At 64.8% G+C, this 18,816-nt stretch carries 14 protein-coding genes and 1 pseudogene; 4 read left to right on the forward strand and 11 right to left on the reverse strand.

Annotated features, from left to right (window positions below; genetic code table 11):
• Position 1 precedes the first annotated feature (1 nt).
• The 6 genes from rsfS to upp form a co-directional block, all read right to left on the reverse strand.
• Positions 2 to 454 (reverse strand): ribosome silencing factor, encoded by a 453-nt coding sequence (rsfS, locus tag NCT32_RS04395; RefSeq protein ID WP_061119936.1) that lies wholly within the window; start codon positions 452 to 454, stop codon positions 2 to 4.
• Positions 455 to 456: 2 nt separating this feature from the next.
• Positions 457 to 1,167 (reverse strand): nicotinate-nucleotide adenylyltransferase, encoded by a 711-nt coding sequence (locus NCT32_RS04400; RefSeq protein WP_061119935.1) that lies wholly within the window; start codon positions 1,165 to 1,167, stop codon positions 457 to 459.
• Positions 1,158 to 2,117 carry an oxygen-dependent coproporphyrinogen oxidase gene (hemF, locus tag NCT32_RS04405; RefSeq protein ID WP_061119934.1) on the reverse strand — a complete coding sequence of 320 codons (960 nt, stop codon included), beginning with the start codon at positions 2,115 to 2,117 and terminating at the stop codon, positions 1,158 to 1,160. The genes NCT32_RS04400 and hemF overlap by 10 nt, the downstream gene beginning before the upstream one ends.
• A gap of 138 nt (positions 2,118 to 2,255) precedes the next feature.
• On the reverse strand, positions 2,256 to 3,557 hold the full coding sequence (gene purD, locus NCT32_RS04410; protein ID WP_061119933.1) for a phosphoribosylamine--glycine ligase: 1,302 nt from the start codon (positions 3,555 to 3,557) through the stop codon (positions 2,256 to 2,258).
• Between the two features lie 257 nt (positions 3,558 to 3,814).
• A complete protein-coding gene (locus NCT32_RS04415; protein ID WP_061119931.1) occupies positions 3,815 to 4,543 on the reverse strand; it encodes a YebC/PmpR family DNA-binding transcriptional regulator in 729 nt (242 codons plus the stop codon).
• 341 nt (positions 4,544 to 4,884) lie between these two features.
• A complete protein-coding gene (gene upp, locus NCT32_RS04420; protein WP_061119930.1) occupies positions 4,885 to 5,538 on the reverse strand; it encodes a uracil phosphoribosyltransferase in 654 nt (217 codons plus the stop codon).
• A gap of 238 nt (positions 5,539 to 5,776) precedes the next feature.
• Here upp and NCT32_RS04425 point away from each other — a divergent pair, with 238 nt between their 5' ends.
• Genes NCT32_RS04425 through kdpE form a run of 4 tightly spaced genes read left to right on the forward strand, consistent with a single transcriptional unit; the run spans position 5,777 to position 8,698 of the window.
• The gene (locus NCT32_RS04425; protein WP_061119949.1) at positions 5,777 to 6,556 is read left to right on the forward strand and encodes an SDR family oxidoreductase; all 780 of its coding nucleotides are present in this window, start codon (positions 5,777 to 5,779) and stop codon (positions 6,554 to 6,556) included.
• Positions 6,557 to 6,571: 15 nt separating this feature from the next.
• A complete protein-coding gene (locus NCT32_RS04430) occupies positions 6,572 to 6,958 on the forward strand; it encodes a methylglyoxal synthase (RefSeq protein WP_061119929.1) in 387 nt (128 codons plus the stop codon).
• A 21-nt stretch (positions 6,959 to 6,979) separates the two neighbouring features.
• Positions 6,980 to 7,954 carry a quinone oxidoreductase gene (locus tag NCT32_RS04435; RefSeq protein WP_061119928.1) on the forward strand — a complete coding sequence of 325 codons (975 nt, stop codon included), beginning with the start codon at positions 6,980 to 6,982 and terminating at the stop codon, positions 7,952 to 7,954.
• Positions 7,955 to 7,999: 45 nt separating this feature from the next.
• Positions 8,000 to 8,698: a two-component system response regulator KdpE gene (gene kdpE / locus NCT32_RS04440; protein ID WP_061119927.1), complete on the forward strand. Its 699-nt coding sequence runs from the start codon at positions 8,000 to 8,002 to the stop codon at positions 8,696 to 8,698.
• On the opposite strand, the gene NCT32_RS04445 is transcribed toward kdpE, so the two are convergent.
• The 5 genes and pseudogenes from NCT32_RS04445 to NCT32_RS04465 form a co-directional block, all read right to left on the reverse strand.
• Positions 8,674 to 9,366 carry an SDR family oxidoreductase gene (locus NCT32_RS04445; protein WP_061119926.1) on the reverse strand — a complete coding sequence of 231 codons (693 nt, stop codon included), beginning with the start codon at positions 9,364 to 9,366 and terminating at the stop codon, positions 8,674 to 8,676. The two genes, kdpE and NCT32_RS04445, sit on opposite strands and share 25 nt — an antisense overlap.
• Positions 9,367 to 9,528: 162 nt before the next feature.
• Positions 9,529 to 12,864 (reverse strand): efflux RND transporter permease subunit, encoded by a 3,336-nt coding sequence (locus NCT32_RS04450; RefSeq protein ID WP_061119925.1) that lies wholly within the window; start codon positions 12,862 to 12,864, stop codon positions 9,529 to 9,531.
• Positions 12,865 to 12,867: 3 nt separating this feature from the next.
• Positions 12,868 to 15,990, reverse strand: a pseudogene (locus NCT32_RS04455) (MdtB/MuxB family multidrug efflux RND transporter permease subunit); the annotation flags it as partial.
• A gap of 24 nt (positions 15,991 to 16,014) precedes the next feature.
• Complete coding sequence (locus tag NCT32_RS04460; RefSeq protein ID WP_061119923.1) at positions 16,015 to 17,361, reverse strand: MdtA/MuxA family multidrug efflux RND transporter periplasmic adaptor subunit; 1,347 nt, start codon at positions 17,359 to 17,361, stop codon at positions 16,015 to 16,017.
• A gap of 332 nt (positions 17,362 to 17,693) precedes the next feature.
• The gene (locus NCT32_RS04465) at positions 17,694 to 18,527 is read right to left on the reverse strand and encodes an IclR family transcriptional regulator (RefSeq protein WP_061119922.1); all 834 of its coding nucleotides are present in this window, start codon (positions 18,525 to 18,527) and stop codon (positions 17,694 to 17,696) included.
• Positions 18,528 to 18,816: the final 289 nt, after the last annotated feature.

Genomic DNA, 18,816 nt, shown 5'->3' on the forward strand with positions numbered 1-18,816 from the left:
TTCAGTGCTTGCGCGTGGTCTTGCGCGCGGGACGTTTGACCGCGGGTGCGGCGTCTTCCTCGTCCTCGTCTTCGTCGGCGGTCACGTTCGCGCCGCCGAACATGTTCGGCGTTTGAAGCTTCACGCGCACGGGCTTGTCGCCCCAGACTTCCTCGAGGTTGTAGTACTGGCGCAGCGCGGGTTGCAGGATGTGGACGACCGCGTCGCCGCAATCGACCAGCACCCATTCGCCGATCTCTTCGCCTTCCGTGCTGATGATGTCGCCGCCGGCTTCCTTGACCTTCTCGCGCACGCTATTGGCGAGCGCCTTGGTCTGCCGGTTCGACGTGCCGCTCGCCACGACCACGCGGTCGAACAGCGACGTCAGATGGGTCGTGTTGAACACCTTGATGTCTTGCGCCTTGACGTCTTCGAGACCGTCGATGATCGCGCGTTGAAGCTTCTGAAGTTCCATAGTTACCGTGTCTGGTACAGGTGATGTTGAACAATATAGTCCCATACAGCGGGCGGGACCTGATTGCGTGCATGTGCGCGGGCGCCGTGTTCGTCTGTCATCGTGCGCGCTTCCTCGCGGATCGCCGTGGCGGATACGTCGAGTAGAAGCGTCTCGTCGACGAGCACGTGCCCGTGCGGGCTCGCTTGCAGTGTTTCGGGCGATGCGGCGCGCTGTCCGACTTGCGCGGCGACCACCGCCGGCAGCGTCGAGACATCGAATCCCGGGCGCGTTTCCACGCAGATATGCGCGTAGTCGAAGAGCCGCATCCATTGATGCCACGAGTCGAGCTTGACGAGCTGATCCGCGCCCATCAGCAACGAAAGCGACGCATCCGCGCCTTCGCGCTCGCGCCAGCGGGCGAGCGTGTCGACGGTATAGGTGTCGCCCTGGCGGTCGATTTCATCGGTGGCGACGATGACTTGCACGCCGTCGAGCACGAGCGATGCCGCCGCCGCGCGCGTCATCGCCAGCCGATGTTCCGGCGCCGATACGCCCGCCTTCTGCCACGGCTGGCCGGCGGGCAGCAGCACGAGCTCGGTCAGTCGCAGCAACTCGACGAAGCGCCGCGCGAGCGCGAGATGCCCGTTGTGGATCGGATCGAAGGTGCCGCCAAATATGCCGACGCGTTTGGCACAAGACGCGCGCGCCGGTGCGGTCCGGGTCACAGCCATTCCCGCCGCACCAGAAAATCTTCGTACAGCCGCGCTTCTTGCGTGCCGGGCTCGGGTTTCCAGTCGTAGCGCCAGTTCGCGACGGGCGGCATCGACATCAGAATCGACTCGGTGCGTCCGCCGCTTTGCAGGCCGAAGTGCGTGCCGCGGTCGAACACGAGATTGAATTCGACGTAGCGCCCGCGCCGGTACGCCTGGAACTCGCGCTCGCGCTCGGAATACGGCGTGTCGCGGCGGCGCTCGATGACAGGCAGATACGCATTGAGAAACGCATCGCCGACGCTTTGCATCATCGCGAACGAGCGCTCGAAGCCGGGCTCCGAGAAATCGTCGAAGAAAATCCCGCCGATGCCGCGCTGCTCGTTGCGGTGCTTCAGATAGAAGTACTCGTCGCACCACGTCTTGAAGCGCGGATACAGGTCCGCGCCGAACGGATCGAGCGCGTCGCGGCAGATCCGATGAAAATGCCGCGCGTCTTCCTCGTAGCCGTATATCGGCGTGAGATCCATGCCGCCGCCGAACCAGAAGATCGGCGCTTCGCCTGCCTTCGTCGCGGTGAGCATGCGCACATTCATGTGCACAGTGGGGCAGTGCGGATTGCGCGGATGCATCACGAGCGACACGCCGAGCGCCTCGAAGCCGCGCCCCGCAAGCTGCGGACGCGCCGCGCTCGCGGAGGGCGGCAGCGCGTCGCCCTGCACGTCCGAAAAGCCGATGCCGCCGCGCTCGAAAAAGCCGCCGCCTTCCAGGATGCGCGTGACGCCGCCCCCGCGCAGATGCGCGCCGGGCTCGCGCGTCCAGGCATCGGTGGCGAAGGCGGTGCCGTCGAAGGCGCCGAGGGCATCGGCGATGCGCGTCTGCAGGCCCGTCAGATAATCGCGGACGGCCCCGATATCGTGGGCTGCGTCGTGTTCTTTACGTTGTTCCGCGCTGCGGTTCGGTTCACTCATCGATTGCTGCGTGCGCCCTGCGGGCGGCCATGAATGGGCGGGGGTAAACCCTTCGCCTCAAAACTCTCAAAAGCACGCTGCCGGACACGAGGTCCGGCAGCGCGTTGATTCGTGCGGCAAAAGCCGCGCGGTTACGTGTCAGTGCTTGTCGCCGGGCTTGTCCGCCGACTGCTTGCGGTTCACCGCCCGATAACCGATATCCCGGCGGTACTGCATGCCGTCGAACGAGATCTGGTTGACTGTATCGTAGACCACGGATTGCGCGCCGCGCACGGAATCCGCCAGACCGACGACGCACAGCACGCGTCCGCCCGAGGTCGTGAGTTTGCCGTCAGTGAGCGTCGTGCCGGCATGGAAAGTGACGGAACTGTCGGTTTCCGCCGGAATCCCGCTGATACGGTCGCCCTTGCGCGGCGTCTCCGGATAGTTGTGCGCCGCGAGGACGACGCCGAGCGCCGTGCGGCGGTCCCAGTCGAGATCGACGCTGTCGAGCTTGCCGTCGATGGCCATTTCCACGACCTTCGAGAAGTCACCCTTCAGGCGCGCCATGATCGGCTGCGTCTCCGGATCGCCCATGCGGCAATTGAATTCGAGCGTTTTCGGATTGCCGTTCGCGTCGATCATGAGACCGGCGTACAGGAAGCCCGTGAAGCGGATGCCTTCGTTTTCCATGCCGCGCACCGTCGGCTGGATGATTTCGCGCATCACCCGCGCGTGCAATTGCGGCGTGACGATCGGCGCGGGCGAGTACGCACCCATGCCGCCCGTGTTCGGGCCCTTGTCGCCGTCGAGCAGGCGCTTGTGGTCCTGACTGGACGCGAGCGCGAGTACGTGCTTGCCGTCCACCATTACGATGAAGCTCGCTTCCTCGCCCGTGAGAAACTCCTCGATTACGACGCGTGCGCCCGCATCGCCGAGCTTGTTGTCGGCGAGCATCGAATCGACGGCGGCGTGCGCTTCTTCCGGCGTCATCGCCACGACGACGCCCTTGCCGGCGGCCAGTCCGTCCGCCTTGACGACGATCGGCGCGCCCTTCGCGTCGATGTACGCGTGCGCGGCGGCGGCGTCGGAGAAGGTTTCGTATTCGGCCGTCGGGATGTTGTGGCGCTTCATGAACGCCTTGGCGAAGTCCTTCGAGCTTTCGAGCTGCGCGGCTTCCTTGCTCGGTCCGAAGATTTTCAGGCCGCGCGAACGGAACACATTGACGATGCCCGCGGCAAGCGGCTGCTCCGGCCCGACGAGCGTGAATGCTACATGCTCTTTCTCGACGAAATCGGCGAGTTCCGCCGGGTCCGTGATGTCGACGTTGCGCAGACGCTCGTCCTGCGCGGTGCCGCCGTTGCCCGGCGCGACATAGACGATCTGCACGCGCGGCGATTGCGCGAGCTTCCAGGCCAGCGCATGTTCGCGGCCGCCGGAACCGACGACGAGTAACTTCATTTGAATCCCCGAAATCCTGACAAAAAGCGGCTTGAGAAAAAGCGGCGGGCGCACGGCCCCTGGCTTGCGCGCATGACGACCGTCAAAGCGTCGCGAAGGCGGCTCGCGCTGACATCGGCTGCGTCACGCGCCTTCCAGTGGCGATGCCGCGCCGCAAAGATCACGCGGCGCTGCTCCGGCATGCGAGCCGAAGCGAAAGATGTTCCATGCGAGGGCGGGGCGCTTTCGTTTGCGCCACGCCCCGTGCGATACGAAGTTCAGTCTTCGTTGATCGCCGCGTTTGTATAGACTTCCTGCACGTCGTCTAGATTTTCGAGCGCGTCGAGCAGTTTTTGCATCTTCACTGCGTCGTCGCCGCTGAATTCGACTTCCGTCTGCGGTTTCATCGTCACTTCGGCGAGTTCTGCCTTGAAGCCCGCGGCTTCGAGCGCGTCTTTCACCTTCTGAAAGTCGTTCGGCGGGCAGATCACCTCGATGCTGCCGTCCTCATTCGTTACCACGTCGTCCGCGCCGGCTTCGAGCGCTGCATCCATCAGCTTGTCTTCCGGCGTGCCGGGTGCGAAAAGGAACTGGCCGACGTGATCGAACATGAACGACACGGAGCCGTCCGTGCCCATGTTGCCGCCGAACTTCGAAAATGCGTGGCGCACTTCCGCGACGGTGCGCGTGCGGTTGTCCGTCATCGTGTCGACGATGATCGCCGCGCCGCCGATGCCGTAGCCTTCGTAACGGATTTCTTCGTAGTTCGCGCCATCGACGCCGCCTACGCCGCGCTGGATCGCGCGGTTGATGTTGTCCTTCGGCATGTTGGCGTCGTAGGCCTTGTCGACGGCGAGACGCAGGCGCGGGTTCGAATCGACCTCGCCGCCGCCCATGCGCGCGGCGACCTGGATTTCCTTGATGAGGCGCGTCCAGACCTTGCCCTTCTTCGCGTCGGCCGCGGCTTTCTTATGCTTGATGTTGGCCCATTTCGAATGACCCGCCATTACCTTTCTCCATCGCGCGCGGGCGTCTAGCCGTGCGCCTAGTGTGCTGTCGTGCTTTGTGATGCCGAATGTGTCTGTCCGCGCCGCGCTTGTGCGCCGGTCGCGAGTCCGCTCGCGGATCGCCGAATCTGGCGGAACCCGGATAGGAACAGACCGAAATTTTAGCATGGCGGCGCCCGCTCTCAGAACCGCTGCGCGCGGACAGACACAGGAAAAGTGATGCAAACGGCGTGAAATTCCGGCGAATCGCGGCGAAAACTCGAAAAGGCGGCAGTAAACGCAAAACCGCCGCGCGGACGGCGCGGCGGGATGAACAGGAATCGCGAAAATGTTGCGGGCGCTCAGTTCTTCGTGCCGAACAGGCGGTCTCCCGCGTCGCCGAGCCCCGGGACGATATACGCATGCTCGTTCAGATGCGAATCGAGGGACGCAACGTAGAGCTTTACTTCCGGATGCGCGTCCTGGAATACCTTGACGCCTTCCGGCGCCGCCACCAGCGCGACGAACACGATGTTCTCGCTCTGCACCTTGCGGCGCTTCATCACGTCGACGGCGTGCACCGCCGAGTAGCCGGTCGCGACCATCGGATCGCAGAGAATAAAGACGCGCTCCTCGAGATCGGGCGGGAGCCGCACGAGATACTCGACCGGGCGATGATCCTCGGCCCGATACACGCCGATATGCCCGACGCGCGCCGACGGCACCAGATCCAGCAGACCGTCCGACATGCCGATGCCCGCGCGCAGCACCGGCACGATCGCGAGCTTCTTGCCGGCGATCACCGGCGCGTCGACCTCGACGAGCGGCGTTTCCACGCGCTTGGTCGTGAGCGGCAGGTTGCGCGTGATTTCGTAGCCCATCAGCAGCGTGATTTCCCGCAGCAGCTCGCGGAACGTGCGCGTCGACGTGTCCTTGTCGCGCATGTGAGTGAGCTTGTGCTGGATCAACGGGTGATCGAGGATGAAGAGATTGGGGAAGCGGCTGTCTTGTTTCATGGGTCTCGCGCGCGCTGCGCGTCCTGCTCGTGTGATGTTCTGCCTTCGACGCTCGGGGAGCGGACAGTGGCGACAGTTTACCCAAAAGGCCGCCCGCACCTAAGAAGAATCGCGTGGTGCCGAGGGACCGCCGACGTTGCCGCCCCGATTCTTCTAGAATGCGCGAGAGACATGGCACCCTCGCATGCGCCGCGACGCGCGTGCGAGGCAACTCTACAACGAAGACGGAGGATGGACGATGGACATGGGAATCGCGGGCCGCACCGCGCTGGTGTGCGCGGCGAGCAAGGGCCTCGGACGAGGCTGTGCCGAGGCGCTCGCCGCCGAGGGCGTGAATCTGGTCATCACCGCGCGCACGGCGCAAACGCTGGAAGCGACGGCCGCGCACATCCGCGCGCAGTACGGCGTCACCGTGACGACGGTCGCGGGCGACATCACGACGCCCGAAGGCCACGCCGCCGCGCTCGCCGCGTGCCCCGCGCCGGACATTCTGGTCAACAACGCGGGCGGCCCGCCGCCGGGCGACTTCCGCACCTTCACGCACGACATGTGGATCAAGGCGCTGGAAGGCAACATGCTGACGCCGATCGAGCTGATCAAGGCGACCATCGACGGCATGATCGAGCGCGGCTTCGGTCGCATCGTGAATATCACGAGTTCGTCGGTGAAGGCGCCGATCGACGTGCTCGGCCTGTCCAACGGCGCGCGTTCCGGGCTCACGGGCTTCGTCGCGGGCGTTGCACGCAAGGTCGCATCGACCGGCGTCACGATCAACAATCTGTTGCCCGGCACCTTCGACACCGACCGCATCGCCGTGACGATGGAAGCGCAGGCGAAGGCGCAGAACATCCCGATCGAGGAGATGCGCGCGCGTCGAGCGCAGAGTCTGCCTGCGGGACGCTTCGGCACGTCGGAAGAATTCGGCAAGGCGTGCGCGTTTCTATGCAGCGTGCACGCGGGCTACATCACCGGTCAGAACCTGCTGATCGACGGCGGCGCTTACCCCGGCACGTACTGATCGAGGATCACGCATATGACCACACGCGTCGCGCTGATCGCGCACGACATGAAGAAGGACGACATCGTCACGCTCGCGGGCGAGTTCGTCGACACGCTTGCGCAATGCGATCTCGTTGCGACGGGCACGACTGGCGGACGCATCGCGGCGGCGCACGGGCTGGAGGTCGAGCGCAAGCTCTCCGGCCCCCACGGCGGCGACCTGCAGATCGGGGCGGAACTGGCCGAGGGCCGCGTCGACCTCGTGATTTTCCTGCGCGATCCGATGACACCGCAGCCGCACGAGCCGGACATCAACGCGCTCGTGCGCGCCTGTGACGTGCACAACGTGCCGTGCGCGACCAACATCGCGACGGCGCGCATGATTCTCGACGACTTGCGCCAGCGCTTTGCGCGGGCTTGACGAACCGATGGAGAACAAGCGATGACCAAGGCAATCCGATTCGACAAGGCAGGCGGCCCGGAAGTCATGAAATGGGTCGACGTGGACGTGGGCGCGCCGGGCAAGGGCGAGATCCGCGTGAAGCATCATGCGGTGGGCCTGAATTTCATCGACGTGTACTTCCGCACCGGTCTTTATCCGATGCCGCTGCCCGGCGGCCTCGGCATGGAGGCCGCCGGCGAGGTGACGGCGGTGGGCGAGGGCGTCACGCAATTCAAGCCGGGCGATCGCGTGGCGTACGCGTCGCGTCCGCCGGGCGCGTATGCGCAAGAGCGCGTGATGTCGGCGGATTACGTCGTCAGGCTGCCCGATTCGATCAGTTATGAGGACGCCGCGTCGATCATGCTGCAAGGCCTGACCGCGCAATATCTTCTGCGGCGGACGTATCGCGTGAAGGCCGGCGATACCGTGCTGATCCACGCGGCGGCGGGCGGCGTCGGCATGCTTGCGTGCCAGTGGGCGAAGGCGCTGGGCGCGACGGTTATCGGCACTGTCGGTTCCGACGAGAAAGCCGAGCTCGCGAAGGCGCACGGCTGCGATTACCCGATCGTCTACACGCGCGAGAACTTCACGCAGCGCGTGCGCGAGATCACCAACGGCGCGGGCGTGCCGGTGGTCTACGATTCGATCGGCAAGGACACGTACATCGCGTCGCTCGATTGCCTCGCGCCGCTCGGCCTTTTCGTGAGCTTCGGCAATTCGTCGGGGCCGCTGCCGCCGATCGATTCGTCGGAGCTCGCAGGACGCGGCTCGCTCTACTTCACGCGGCCGACGCTCTTCAGCTACATCGCCAAACGCAGCGATCTCGATGCGATGGCGGCGGAGTTGTTCGACGTCGTCTCCTCGGGCAAGGTGAAGACGAACGTGCGCCAGCGTTATCCCTTGTCCGATGCGGCTCGCGCACATGAAGAGCTCGAAGCGCGCAAGACGACCGGCTCGACGATCCTTCTGCCCTGACGTGAAGCGCGAGGGCGGTTCGTCACCATCAACACCAATAGAACCATGAGCGAGCCGTCCTTCACCGTCGTCCTGATCGAGGACGAAAAGCAGATTCGCCGCTTCGTGCGCGTGTCGCTCGAAGCGCAGGGCATGACGGTCCATGAGGCGGAAACGGGGCAGAAGGGCCTCGTCGAAGCCGCGACGCGCAAGCCCGATCTCGTGATCGTCGATCTCGGTTTGCCCGATACCGATGGCATCGACGTGATCCGCGAGTTGCGCGGCTGGACGGGGTTGCCGATCATCGTGCTGTCGGCGCGCACGCAGGAAGAAGAGAAAGTGGCCGCGCTCGATGCCGGCGCCGACGACTACCTCACGAAGCCCTTCGGCGTCTCCGAACTGATGGCGCGGATTCGCGCGCATTTGCGGCGGCGTAATCAGGCGCAGGCGAGCGAGACGCCGGTGGTCGCGTTCGGCGACGTGAGCGTCGATCTGGCGCTGCGCCGCGTCGTGAAGAACGGCGAGAACGTGCATCTGACGCCGATCGAATATCGCCTGCTATCGACGCTCGTGCGGCACGCGGGGCGCGTGTTGACGCATCGGCAATTGCTGGTGGAAGTGTGGGGGCCGTCGCATGTCGAAAGCCCGCATTACTTGCGCATCTACATGGCGCATCTGCGCCAGAAGCTCGAGCGCGATCCGGCGCAGCCCGAGCATATCGTGACGGAAACGGGCGTCGGCTACAGGCTCGTCGGCGCGGCGTGACGGAAGGTGTGCGCGGATTCGAGCCGGAGCGAATCCAGCACGATGTCGATCGGCTCGTCGCCGCCGACGAACGCGATCATCCGGTTGTTGATGCCGGATGTCACGCATTGCAGCGCGACGCGCGCGACGTCGGCGCGCGACACCTCGGGCTTGTGCTTCGTGAGTTCGCCGGCAAGCGCGATCGCGCCGTGCGCCGGTTCATCCGATAGCGGCCCGGGCCGAAGAATCGCGTAAGGCACGCCGCGGTGCGCGACGTATTGGTCGGCTTCGCGCTTCATCCGCGAATAGTGGCGCAGCGCAAATCCGCTGCGCTCGGGATAAAACGCCGACAGCGCGCTAATGACGACGATCTGCTGCACGCGCCGGCGCTTTGCGTAGTCGGCGGCGTGCATGACGGCGTCGCGGTCGATCGCGCGTTGCTCGTGCACGCTTTCCGTTTCCGCCGATCCGGCCGCGTAGATCACGTGCGTGATGTCGTCGAAGGCGTGGGAGAAGTCGTTGGTGAGATCGCCGAGGACGATTTCGGCGCCCATCGCCGCGAACTCGCTCCTGTGGGCGGATTTGCGCAGCATGGCGCGAAACGGTATGGCTTCGTCATGCAGCCGCTGCGCGATCAGTCGGCCCGTGCGACCGTGTGCGCCGATCAGCAAAACCTTTAGCGGTTTCATGCGGGACGCTCCTTCGCTGTGGTCGCAGTGAGCCTTTACCCGACAAAGTAGGCGATTTTTGCGTGGCGCGCTGTGGGATGCATTTGCGTTTGCAGCATTTTCGGCTGGCGTGGGCGGGGTACGAAAGGCCGGGGCGAAAGCCAAGAACGCCATTCACTCCATTCACTCCGCCGCGCTCGCCGGCCGTGCACGCCGCTGTCGGCGCGCACGCCGCTCCTCCCCACGAATGCGGAATCGGTCCATATAGAGATACACGACCGGCGTCGTATAGAGCGTGAGCATCTGGCTCACGATCAACCCGCCGACGATCGCAATACCGAGCGGCGCGCGCATCTCCGAGCCTTCGCCGGTGCCGAACGCGAGCGGCAGCGCGCCGAGCAGGGCGGCCGCGGTCGTCATCATGATCGGGCGGAACCGCAACAGACACGCTTCGCGAATCGCGTCCTGCGGCGTCTGCGCGCCGTGCCGCGTCGCCTCGATCGCGAAATCGACCATCATGATCGCGTTCTTCTTCACGATGCCGATAAGCAATATCACCGCGATCAACGCGATGATGCTGAACTCCGTCTTGAACAAAAGCAGCGCGAGCAGCGCGCCAATGCCCGCGGACGGCAGCGTCGAAAGAATCGTGATCGGATGGATGTAGCTTTCGTACAGGATGCCGAGCACGATATACACCGCCGCCAGCGCCGCGAGAATCAGGAGCGGCTGGTCGTTGAGCGATTGCTGAAACGCCTGCGCCGTGCCCTGAAAGCTGCCGTGGATGGTCTGCGGCACGCCGATCTCGGCCATGGTTTCGTAGATGGCCGCGGTCGCGTCGGACAGGGATTTGCCCGGCGGCAGGTTGAACGAAATCGTCGAGGCGACGAACTGGCTCTGGTGATTCACCGAAAGCGGCGTATTGCCCGGCCCGAACTTCGCGATGGCCGAAAGCGGGACCATGGTTTCCTTCGACGTCGATACCGCCGCGCCCGACGACGAACCGTTCTTGCCCGTCGCCGCGATCGCGTTGGTGGCGGAGTTCTTCACCGCGGCAAGCGCGAGGGCGGCCGTGGTGTCGCTCGTGCTCGTCGATGACCCGCCCGCGCCGGTCGATCCGGTCGCAGAAGTGGACGCGGTCGACGTCGCCCCGGACGTCGTGGTCGATTGTGTCGATGCCGAGCCGCTCGCCGTGCCGCCCGACGTGCTGATGTAGATCTGCTTGAGCGTCTCCGGGTTCTGCCAGTATTTCGGCGCGAGTTCCATCACCACGTGATACTGCGACAGCGGGTTGTAGATGGTCGAGACCTGGCGCTGGCCGAACGCGTCGTAGAGTGTGTTGTCGATCTGCGCGGGCTTGATGCCGAGGCGCGCGGCGGTCGAGCGGTCGAACGTGACCATCGCTTCGAGGCCGCCTTGTTGCTGGTCGGAATTGACGTCGGTGAGCTCGGGCCGCTTTTGCAGCGCGTCGGTAAGCAGCGGCCCCCATTTGTAGAGATCGGATGTCGTGTCGGACAACAGCGTGAACTGATATTGCGCATTCGACTGCCGTCCGCCCACACGGATGTCCTGCACCGCCTGCAGGAATGTGCGCGCGCCCGCGACGTCCGCGAGCGGACGTCGCAACCGGTTGATCACCTGATCGGCGGACACCTTGCGCTCGCTCTTGGGTTTAAGCGAAATGAACATGAAGCCCGAATTGGTCGAACGGCCGCCGGTGAAGCCCGCGACGCTATCCACGGCCGGATCCGCCTCGACGATCTTCATCATCTCCGCGAACTTGATCTTCATTGCCTGGAACGACGTGCTCTGGTCCGCCTGAATGCCGCCGATGATGCGCCCCGTGTCCTGCTGCGGGAAAAATCCCTTCGGCACGATGACGTACAGATAGATGTTCAGCCCGATGGTCGCGAGCAGAATCAGCAGAATCGTGCGCGGATGCGCGAGCGCCCAGCCCAGCGTGCGCGCGTAGGCGCGCTGCATGCGGTCGAACTGGCGCTCGAGCCAGCGTGCGACGCGGCCCTCTTCCTTGCGGTCGTGCGGTTCCTGGAGGAGGCGCGAGCACATCATCGGCGTGACGGTCAGCGACACGACGAGCGACACCGCGATCGCGAGCGAGAGCGTCAGCGCGAACTCGCGGAACAGCCGCCCGACGATGCCGCCCATCAGCAGAATAGGCAGGAACACCGCGACGAGCGACACGCTGATCGACAGCACCGTGAAGCCGACTTCTCGCGCGCCCAAAATCGCGGCCTGCATGCGCGGCACGCCTTTCTCCACATGCCGCGTGATGTTCTCGAGCACGACGATGGCGTCGTCGACGACGAAGCCCGTCGCGATGGTCAGCGCCATCAGCGACAGGTTGTCGAGCGAAAAGCCGAGCAGATACATCGCGGCGAAGGTGCCGATGATCGAAATCGGCACGGCGACGCTCGGTATCAGTGTCGCGCGCCAGTTGCGCAGAAACAGGAATACGACCATCACGACCAGCGCCACCGCGATCACGAGCGTCAGCTCGGTATCGTGCAGCGACGAGCGGATCGTCACGGAGCGGTCGGCGGTCGGCGTGATCTGCACGTCGGCGGGCAGCGCCGCCTGAAGTTGCGGCAGCATCGACTTCACCCGGTCGATGGTCTCGATGATGTTCGCGCCCGGCTGGCGATACAGAATGACGAGCACCGCGCGCTTGTTGTTGATGAGGCCGAGGTTGCGCAGGTCTTCGACCGAATCGACCACTTCACCCACATCCGAGAGCTTCACCGCCGAGCCGTTGCGGTACGCGACGACGAGATCCCTGTATTGCGAAGCCTTGCTCGCCTGATCGTTGGTGTAGAGCTGAACGCGGTTGCCCTTGAACTCGATCGCGCCCTTCGGACTGTTCGCGTTCGCCGATGCGAGCGCGGCGCGCACGTCCTCCAGCCCGATGCCGTAGTGAAAGAGGGCGCCCGGCTCCAGCTCGACGCGCACCGCCGGATTCGCCGAGCCGCTCACGTCGACTTCGCCGACGCCCGGCACGGTCGAAAGCGTCTGCTGCAGCACGGTCGCGGCGGAATCGTAAAGCGAGCCCGCCGTGCGCGTGGGCGACGAGAGCGCGAGCACCAGAATCGGTGCGTCGGCGGGGTTGACCTTGTGATACGTCGGGTTCTGGCGCAGCGAGGTCGGCAGATCGGCGCGCGCGGCGTTGATCGCGGCCTGCACGTCGCGCGCGGCGCCGTCGATATCGCGATTGAGGCCGAATTGCAGCGTGATGCGCGTCGAGCCCACCGAACTCATCGACGTCATCTCGCTCACGTCGGCGATGGTGCCGAGATGCCGCTCCAGCGGGCTCGCCACGCTTGTCGCGACCGTCTCCGGGCTCGCGCCGGGCAGCGTCGCCTGCACGGAGATCGTCGGAAAATCGACCTGCGGCAGCGGCGCCACGGGCAGCCGCACGAACGCGAACATGCCCGCGAGCGCGATGCCGATCGCGAGGAGCGTCGTCGCGACCGGCCGGGCGATGAAGATGCGCGACAGATTCATGGCTCAGCGTCCCTCACTGGCCGGCGCCGGCGGCGCGCCTCGATGAAACCGCGCGCGCAGCTTGCGGGCGAGCGAATCGAAGCCGAGATAGATCACCGGCGTCGTAAAAAGCGTGAGCAATTGCGACACGATGAGACCGCCGACGATCGCAATGCCCAGCGGATGCCGCAGCTCCGAACCCGCGCCCCAGCCGAGCATCAGTGGCAGCGCGCCGAGCAACGCGGCCATCGTCGTCATGAGAATCGGGCGAAAGCGCAACAGCGACGCCTGGAAAATCGCCTCGCGCGGCGACTTGCCTTGATCGCGTTCGGCTTCGAGTGCGAAGTCGATCATCATGATCGCGTTCTTCTTCACGATGCCGATCAACAGCACGATGCCGATGATGCCGATGATGTCGAGATCGTGCCCGGTGATCATCAGCGAGAGCAGCGCGCCGACGCCCGCGGACGGCAGCGTCGAGAGAATGGTGATCGGGTGGATGAAACTCTCGTACAGCACGCCGAGCACGATGTACATCGTCACGATGGCCGCGAGAATCAGGAACAGTTCGTTCGACAGCGACGCCTGAAACGCGAGCGCCGCGCCCTGGAAGCGGATCTGGAACGATGCGGGCAGGCCGATCTCCTCTTTCGCCTGCTCGATCGCCTTCACCGCTTCGCCGAGCGACGCGCCCTTGGCGAGATTGAAGGAGACGGTCGTCGCCGGGAACTGGCCGAGGTGCGTGACGAGCAAGGGCGCCGCGCGCTCGTGGAACTTCGCGATGGCCGACAGCGGCACCTGTCCGTTGCTCGCGGTGGAGGAGGGCAGATAGATGCCGTTGAGCGTGTCGCTGTAGTGCGCGTCGCTCGGTTCGGCTTCGAGAATCACGCGGTACTGGTTCGACTGCGTGAAGATCGTCGAGATGATGCGCTGGCCGAACGCGTCGTAGAGCGCGTTGTCGACGGTCGCCGGCGTAATGCCGAAGCGCGCGGCGGTCGCGCGGTCGATCTCGATGTACACCGACTGGCCGTTCTGCTGCAGGTCGGTGGCGACATCGGTGAGGATCGACGTGTGCTGCAGGCGCTCGACGAGCTTCGGCACCCATTCGGCGAATTCGGACGGATTCGGGTCCGTCAGCATGAACTGGTACTGCGTCGGGCTGACGGTCGAATCGATCGTCAGATCCTGCACCGGCTGCATGTAGAGCTTGATGCCGGGAATGTCCGCGACTTCGCTCTGGATTGTGCGGATGATGTCGCTCGACGTATTGCTGCGGTCGTCGCGCGGCTTCAGGTTGATGAGCATGCGCCCGCTGTTGAGCGTGATGTTCGTGCCATCGACGCCGACGAACGAAGTCAGGCTTTCCACGTCCGCGTTCTGCAGGATTTTCTGCGCGAGCGCCTGCTGCTGCTCCGCGACGGCCTGATACGACGCCGCCTGCGGCGCCTGGGTGATCGCCTGGATCACGCCGGTGTCCTGCGTGGGGAAGAAGCCCTTCGGGATGTACACGTACAGCACCGCGGTGCAGATGAGCGTGAGCACGAAAACGAGCAGTGTCGCGCGTTGACGCTCGAGCACCCAGTTCAGCGCGACCGCATATCGCCCGATGACGTAGTCGATGAACTGGTGTGCGCGCGCTTCGAAGCGCTTGCTTTCTTTCGGCGGCGTGTGGCGCAGGAGCTTGGCGCACATCATCGGCACGAGCGTGAGCGAGACGATCGCCGAAATGACGATGGTCACCGCGAGTGTGATTGCGAATTCGTGGAAGAGGCGGCCGACCACGTCGCCCATGAAGAGCAGCGGAATCAGCACGGCGATGAGCGAAACCGTCAGCGAGATGATGGTGAAGCCGATCTGCTTCGACCCCTTCAACGCGGCTTCGAGCGGCGATTCGCCTTCCTCCACGTAGCGCGCGATGTTCTCGATCATCACGATGGCGTCGTCGACGACGAAGCCAGTCGCGATGGTCAGCGCCATCAGCGAGAGGTTGTCGAGCGAGAAGCCGCACAGATACATGATTGCAAGCGTGCCGACAAGCGAGAGCGGCACGGACAAGCTGGGGATGATGGTCGCGTAGACGTTCGCGAGGAAGAGATAGATCACCAGCACGACGAGCACGACGGAAAGCGCGAGCTCGAACTGCACGTCGCGAACCGATGCGCGGATGGTCGTGGTGCGGTCCGTGACGACGCGCACGTCGAGCGCCGCCGGCAGCGCTTGTTGCAACTGCGGCAGAATTTTCTTGATACCGTCGACGACCGCGATCACATTCGCGCCCGGCTGGCGCTGCACGTTCAGGATGATCGCGGGTGTCGCGTCGACCCACGCGCCGAGCTTCGTGTTCTCCGGTCCCTGGACGATGCTCGCGACGTCCGTCAGCATGACCGGGCGGCCGTTGCGATAGGCGACCACCGCGCTCTTGTAGGCGTCGGCGTCGGTGAGCTGGTCGTTCGCGTTGATCGTGTAGGCGCGCGTGGGGCCGTCGAAGTTGCCCTTCGGCGTGTTGACGTTGAGGTTCGAAATCGTCGTGCGCAGATCGTCGATGTTGAGGCCGTAGGAGGCGAGCGCGCGCGTGTTCGCCCGGATGCGCACGGCCGGACGATTGCCCCCGCTCACCGACACGAGGCCCACGCCCGCGACCTGCGAGATCTTTTGCGCGAGACGCGTGTCGGCGAGATCCTGCACCTGCGTGAGCGGCAGTGTCTTCGAGCTCACCGCGAGCGTCATGATCGGCGCGTCGGCGGGGTTCACCTTCGCGTAGATCGGCGGCGCGGGCAGATCGGACGGCAGCAGGTTGCCCGCCGCGTTGATGGCCGCCTGCACTTCCTGCTCGGCGATATCGAGCGGCAGGTCGAGGCTGAATTGCAGCGTGATGACCGATGCGCCCGCGGAGCTCTGCGACGACATCTGGTTCAGGCTCGCCATCTGCCCGAACTGCTTTTCGAGCGGCGCGGTGACACTCGATGTCATCACATCCGGCGACGCGCCCGGATAGAAGGTCTGGACCTGGATCGTCGGATAGTCGACGGCGGGCAGCGCCGAGAGCGGCAGGAAGCGCAGCGCGACGAGGCCGACCAGCATGATCGCCGCCATCAGGAGCGCCGTGCCGACCGGACGCAGGATAAAAATGCGAGATGGGTTCATGCCGGATTCGTTACGTAATGCTTGCGGTTACTGCTGCTGCGACTGCTGACGTCGATGCCCGCCGTGCCGCGCCCCCGATGCCGCCGAAGCCGGCGCCGCCGCCGATGCGCCGGAAGCACCCGATGCCGCCTGCGCCTTTTCAGCCGGAATCGTGATCTTCGCGCCTTCCTTCAGGCGGTCGGAGCCGTCGATCACCACGCGCTCGCCCACTTGCAGCCCGGACTTGATGCTGGTGCGCTCGCCGTCGACCGGGCCCGCCTTCACGTTGCGCACCGTGACGGTGTTATCCGGCTTCACGACATAGACGAACGAGCCGGACGAGCCGTTCAGCACCGCCGAAGTGGGCACGATGGTCGCGTTCTTGATGACATCGACGAGCAGCTTCGTGTTCACGAACTGATTCGGGAAGAGCATGCTTTCCTTGTTGTCGAAGGTGGCGCGCAGCTTCACGGTGCCGGTGGTCGTGTCGATCTGGTTGTCGACGGTTTCGAGGTAGCCCGCTTCGAGCGGCGTCGTGTTCGAGCGGTCGTATGCGGTCACCGACATCTTCGTGCCCGCGTGCAGCGGCTTGAGAATCGCGGCGAGGTTGTCCTCGGAGGTCGTGAAAATCACGCTGATCGGCTGCAACTGCGTGATGACGACGACGCCGTTGGTGTCGCCCGTCGTCACGTAGTTGCCCGGATCGACCTGGCGCAGACCCACGCGCCCCGACACCGGCGCGGTGATGCGCGCGTAAGTCAGATCGAGCTTGTAGGTATCGACGTTGGCCTGATCGGACTTCACCGCGCCTTCGTACTGCTTCACGAGCGACGCCTGCGTGTCGACCTGTTGCTTCGCGATGGAGTCCTGCGAAAGCAGCGTCTGGTAGCGCTGCAAGTCGAGACGCGCGGTCTGCAGCAACGCCTGGTCTTTCGCGAGCGCGCCTTGCGCGTTGCGCAGCGAGATTTCGTAGGGACGCGGATCGATCTGCGCGAGCACGTCGCCTTTCCTGACCATCTGGCCTTCCTTGAACGCGACGTCGACCAGCGTGCCGTTCAACTGCGTCTTGACCGTGACGTTTGCAAGCGGCGTGACGGTGCCAAGCGAATTGATGACGACGGGCATTTCGCCTTGCGTGACGGTCGCCACATGCACCGGCTGCGGCTGGTTTGCTGCTTGCGCGCCGCGCCGTCCGCCTTGACGCGCGTCCTGCGAGGCGCCCGTGCCGCCGCCGCTGCCGCGATTCCACGGATGCCACCACGCGAGCGCGCCGGCGACGACCAGGAGCGCGACGATGAGCGGAACCATCCGGCGCCGCCGTCGTGCGGGTTCGATGACGGCGGGCGTTGGAGGCGTCGGGCGCGGCTGCGCGGGAGGATTCTTTTGGTCGTCCATCGGTTCGGTGGCTGGGTCTTTCAAATCTGTACGGAGCGCGGACGGGCGGCGATCACGGTTCGGTCGCGCAAAGCGATGCGCCGCGCGCATGAACCGTGACTCAAGCGGGGACCGTGAAAATGGCGGGGCCGTCGAAAGCGTCTGGAAAGCCTGCCTGTCAATTCAGGCGGGGAGCCCGGCGCGGCCCGGGTGCGCGCGAAGCATGATGCTACGTCCCGCACCGGGGGCCGTCTACCGGCCATTCTTTCTGTTGATTACGACTGTTACATGCGCGCTGACGCGAGCTTTCGACGGGCTTCGTCGCGCGCCGCGCAGAGGCGTGGTCGCTTAGTCTAACCGGCGGCGTGTGCGCCGTTGGTCGCGCGCGTGCCGCCGATCTCGCGCGTGATCTGCTCGACGCAATCGAGCAGCGCCGGCGCGACTTCTTCGATCAGTACGTCGTGCGGGCACTGATGCGCGGCGCCGCCGCAGTTGACCGAATACCGTTCGCCGGACGGTCCCACGAAGCCCGCTGCGACCGCGTTCAGCCCCTGATGCCATTCCCCGACGGAGAGGGCGAAGCCGAGGCGCAAGGCATCGTCGAGGCCGTGCTGCAAGCCACCCGCGATGGCCGGCCAGTCGTCGCCCGATGCGGTCTGCAAACTGCCGATGAGCGCGCGCCGGTCCGGTTCCGACAGCACCGCAAGGTATGCGCGGCCGACCGCCGTGCGGCTCAGATCCATCCTGCCACCGACTTCCAGTCGCGAGACGAGCACGGCGGAGCGAGGCCGGATGGCATCGATTACAACCATTTCCAGACGATCGCGCACGGCGAGGTGAACGGACAACCCGGTTTGATCCGCGAGCCGGATGAGGAACGGGCGCGCCCGTGCACGAATATCGAAGTTGCGTAAGAATCCGTTGCTCAGCTCGAGAACCGATGCGGTGAGCACGAAACGCTCACTATCGGGCAACCGGAGCAGCAGACCGGCACCGACGAGCGTCGCGGTGATACGCGAAACCGTCGGCTTGGGGATGCCGGTCCAGTCGGTCAGTTCGCGATTGCTCACAGGCGCGTCGGCGGCGGCGATCCGGCGCAACACATCGAGCCCGCGCGCGAGCGCCGTCACTTCCTCGCCGTCTTTCTCACGGACGCGCTCTCTGGATGAGGACTGCTCATTGGGCATAGGCATTCGTTTTGTGAAACATTGTTTTATTTGATGGCGGGCGCAATTCTACCGGGCGACACGGCCAAACTTGCAAACGATGCAAGGCTTCACGATAAGCTGCATACACGATGAAACTTTTACGCCGACTGCCGTGCCTTGAACGAAACTTGGGCAGTTGCCCGAACGGCGAAATTTTGCTTGACTTAGGCAGCGATCCCGGAAAAAATGGAACCGAATTTCGAAACCGAAGGTGACGTGCGCGTCGGCGCTTTCCGCTCAGGGCTCGAAAGACAGGCTCTCAGGTTCT

Origin of the sequence: Caballeronia sp. INML2 (assembly GCF_023631365.1) — a bacterium.
GTDB lineage: Bacteria > Pseudomonadota > Gammaproteobacteria > Burkholderiales > Burkholderiaceae > Caballeronia > Caballeronia turbans.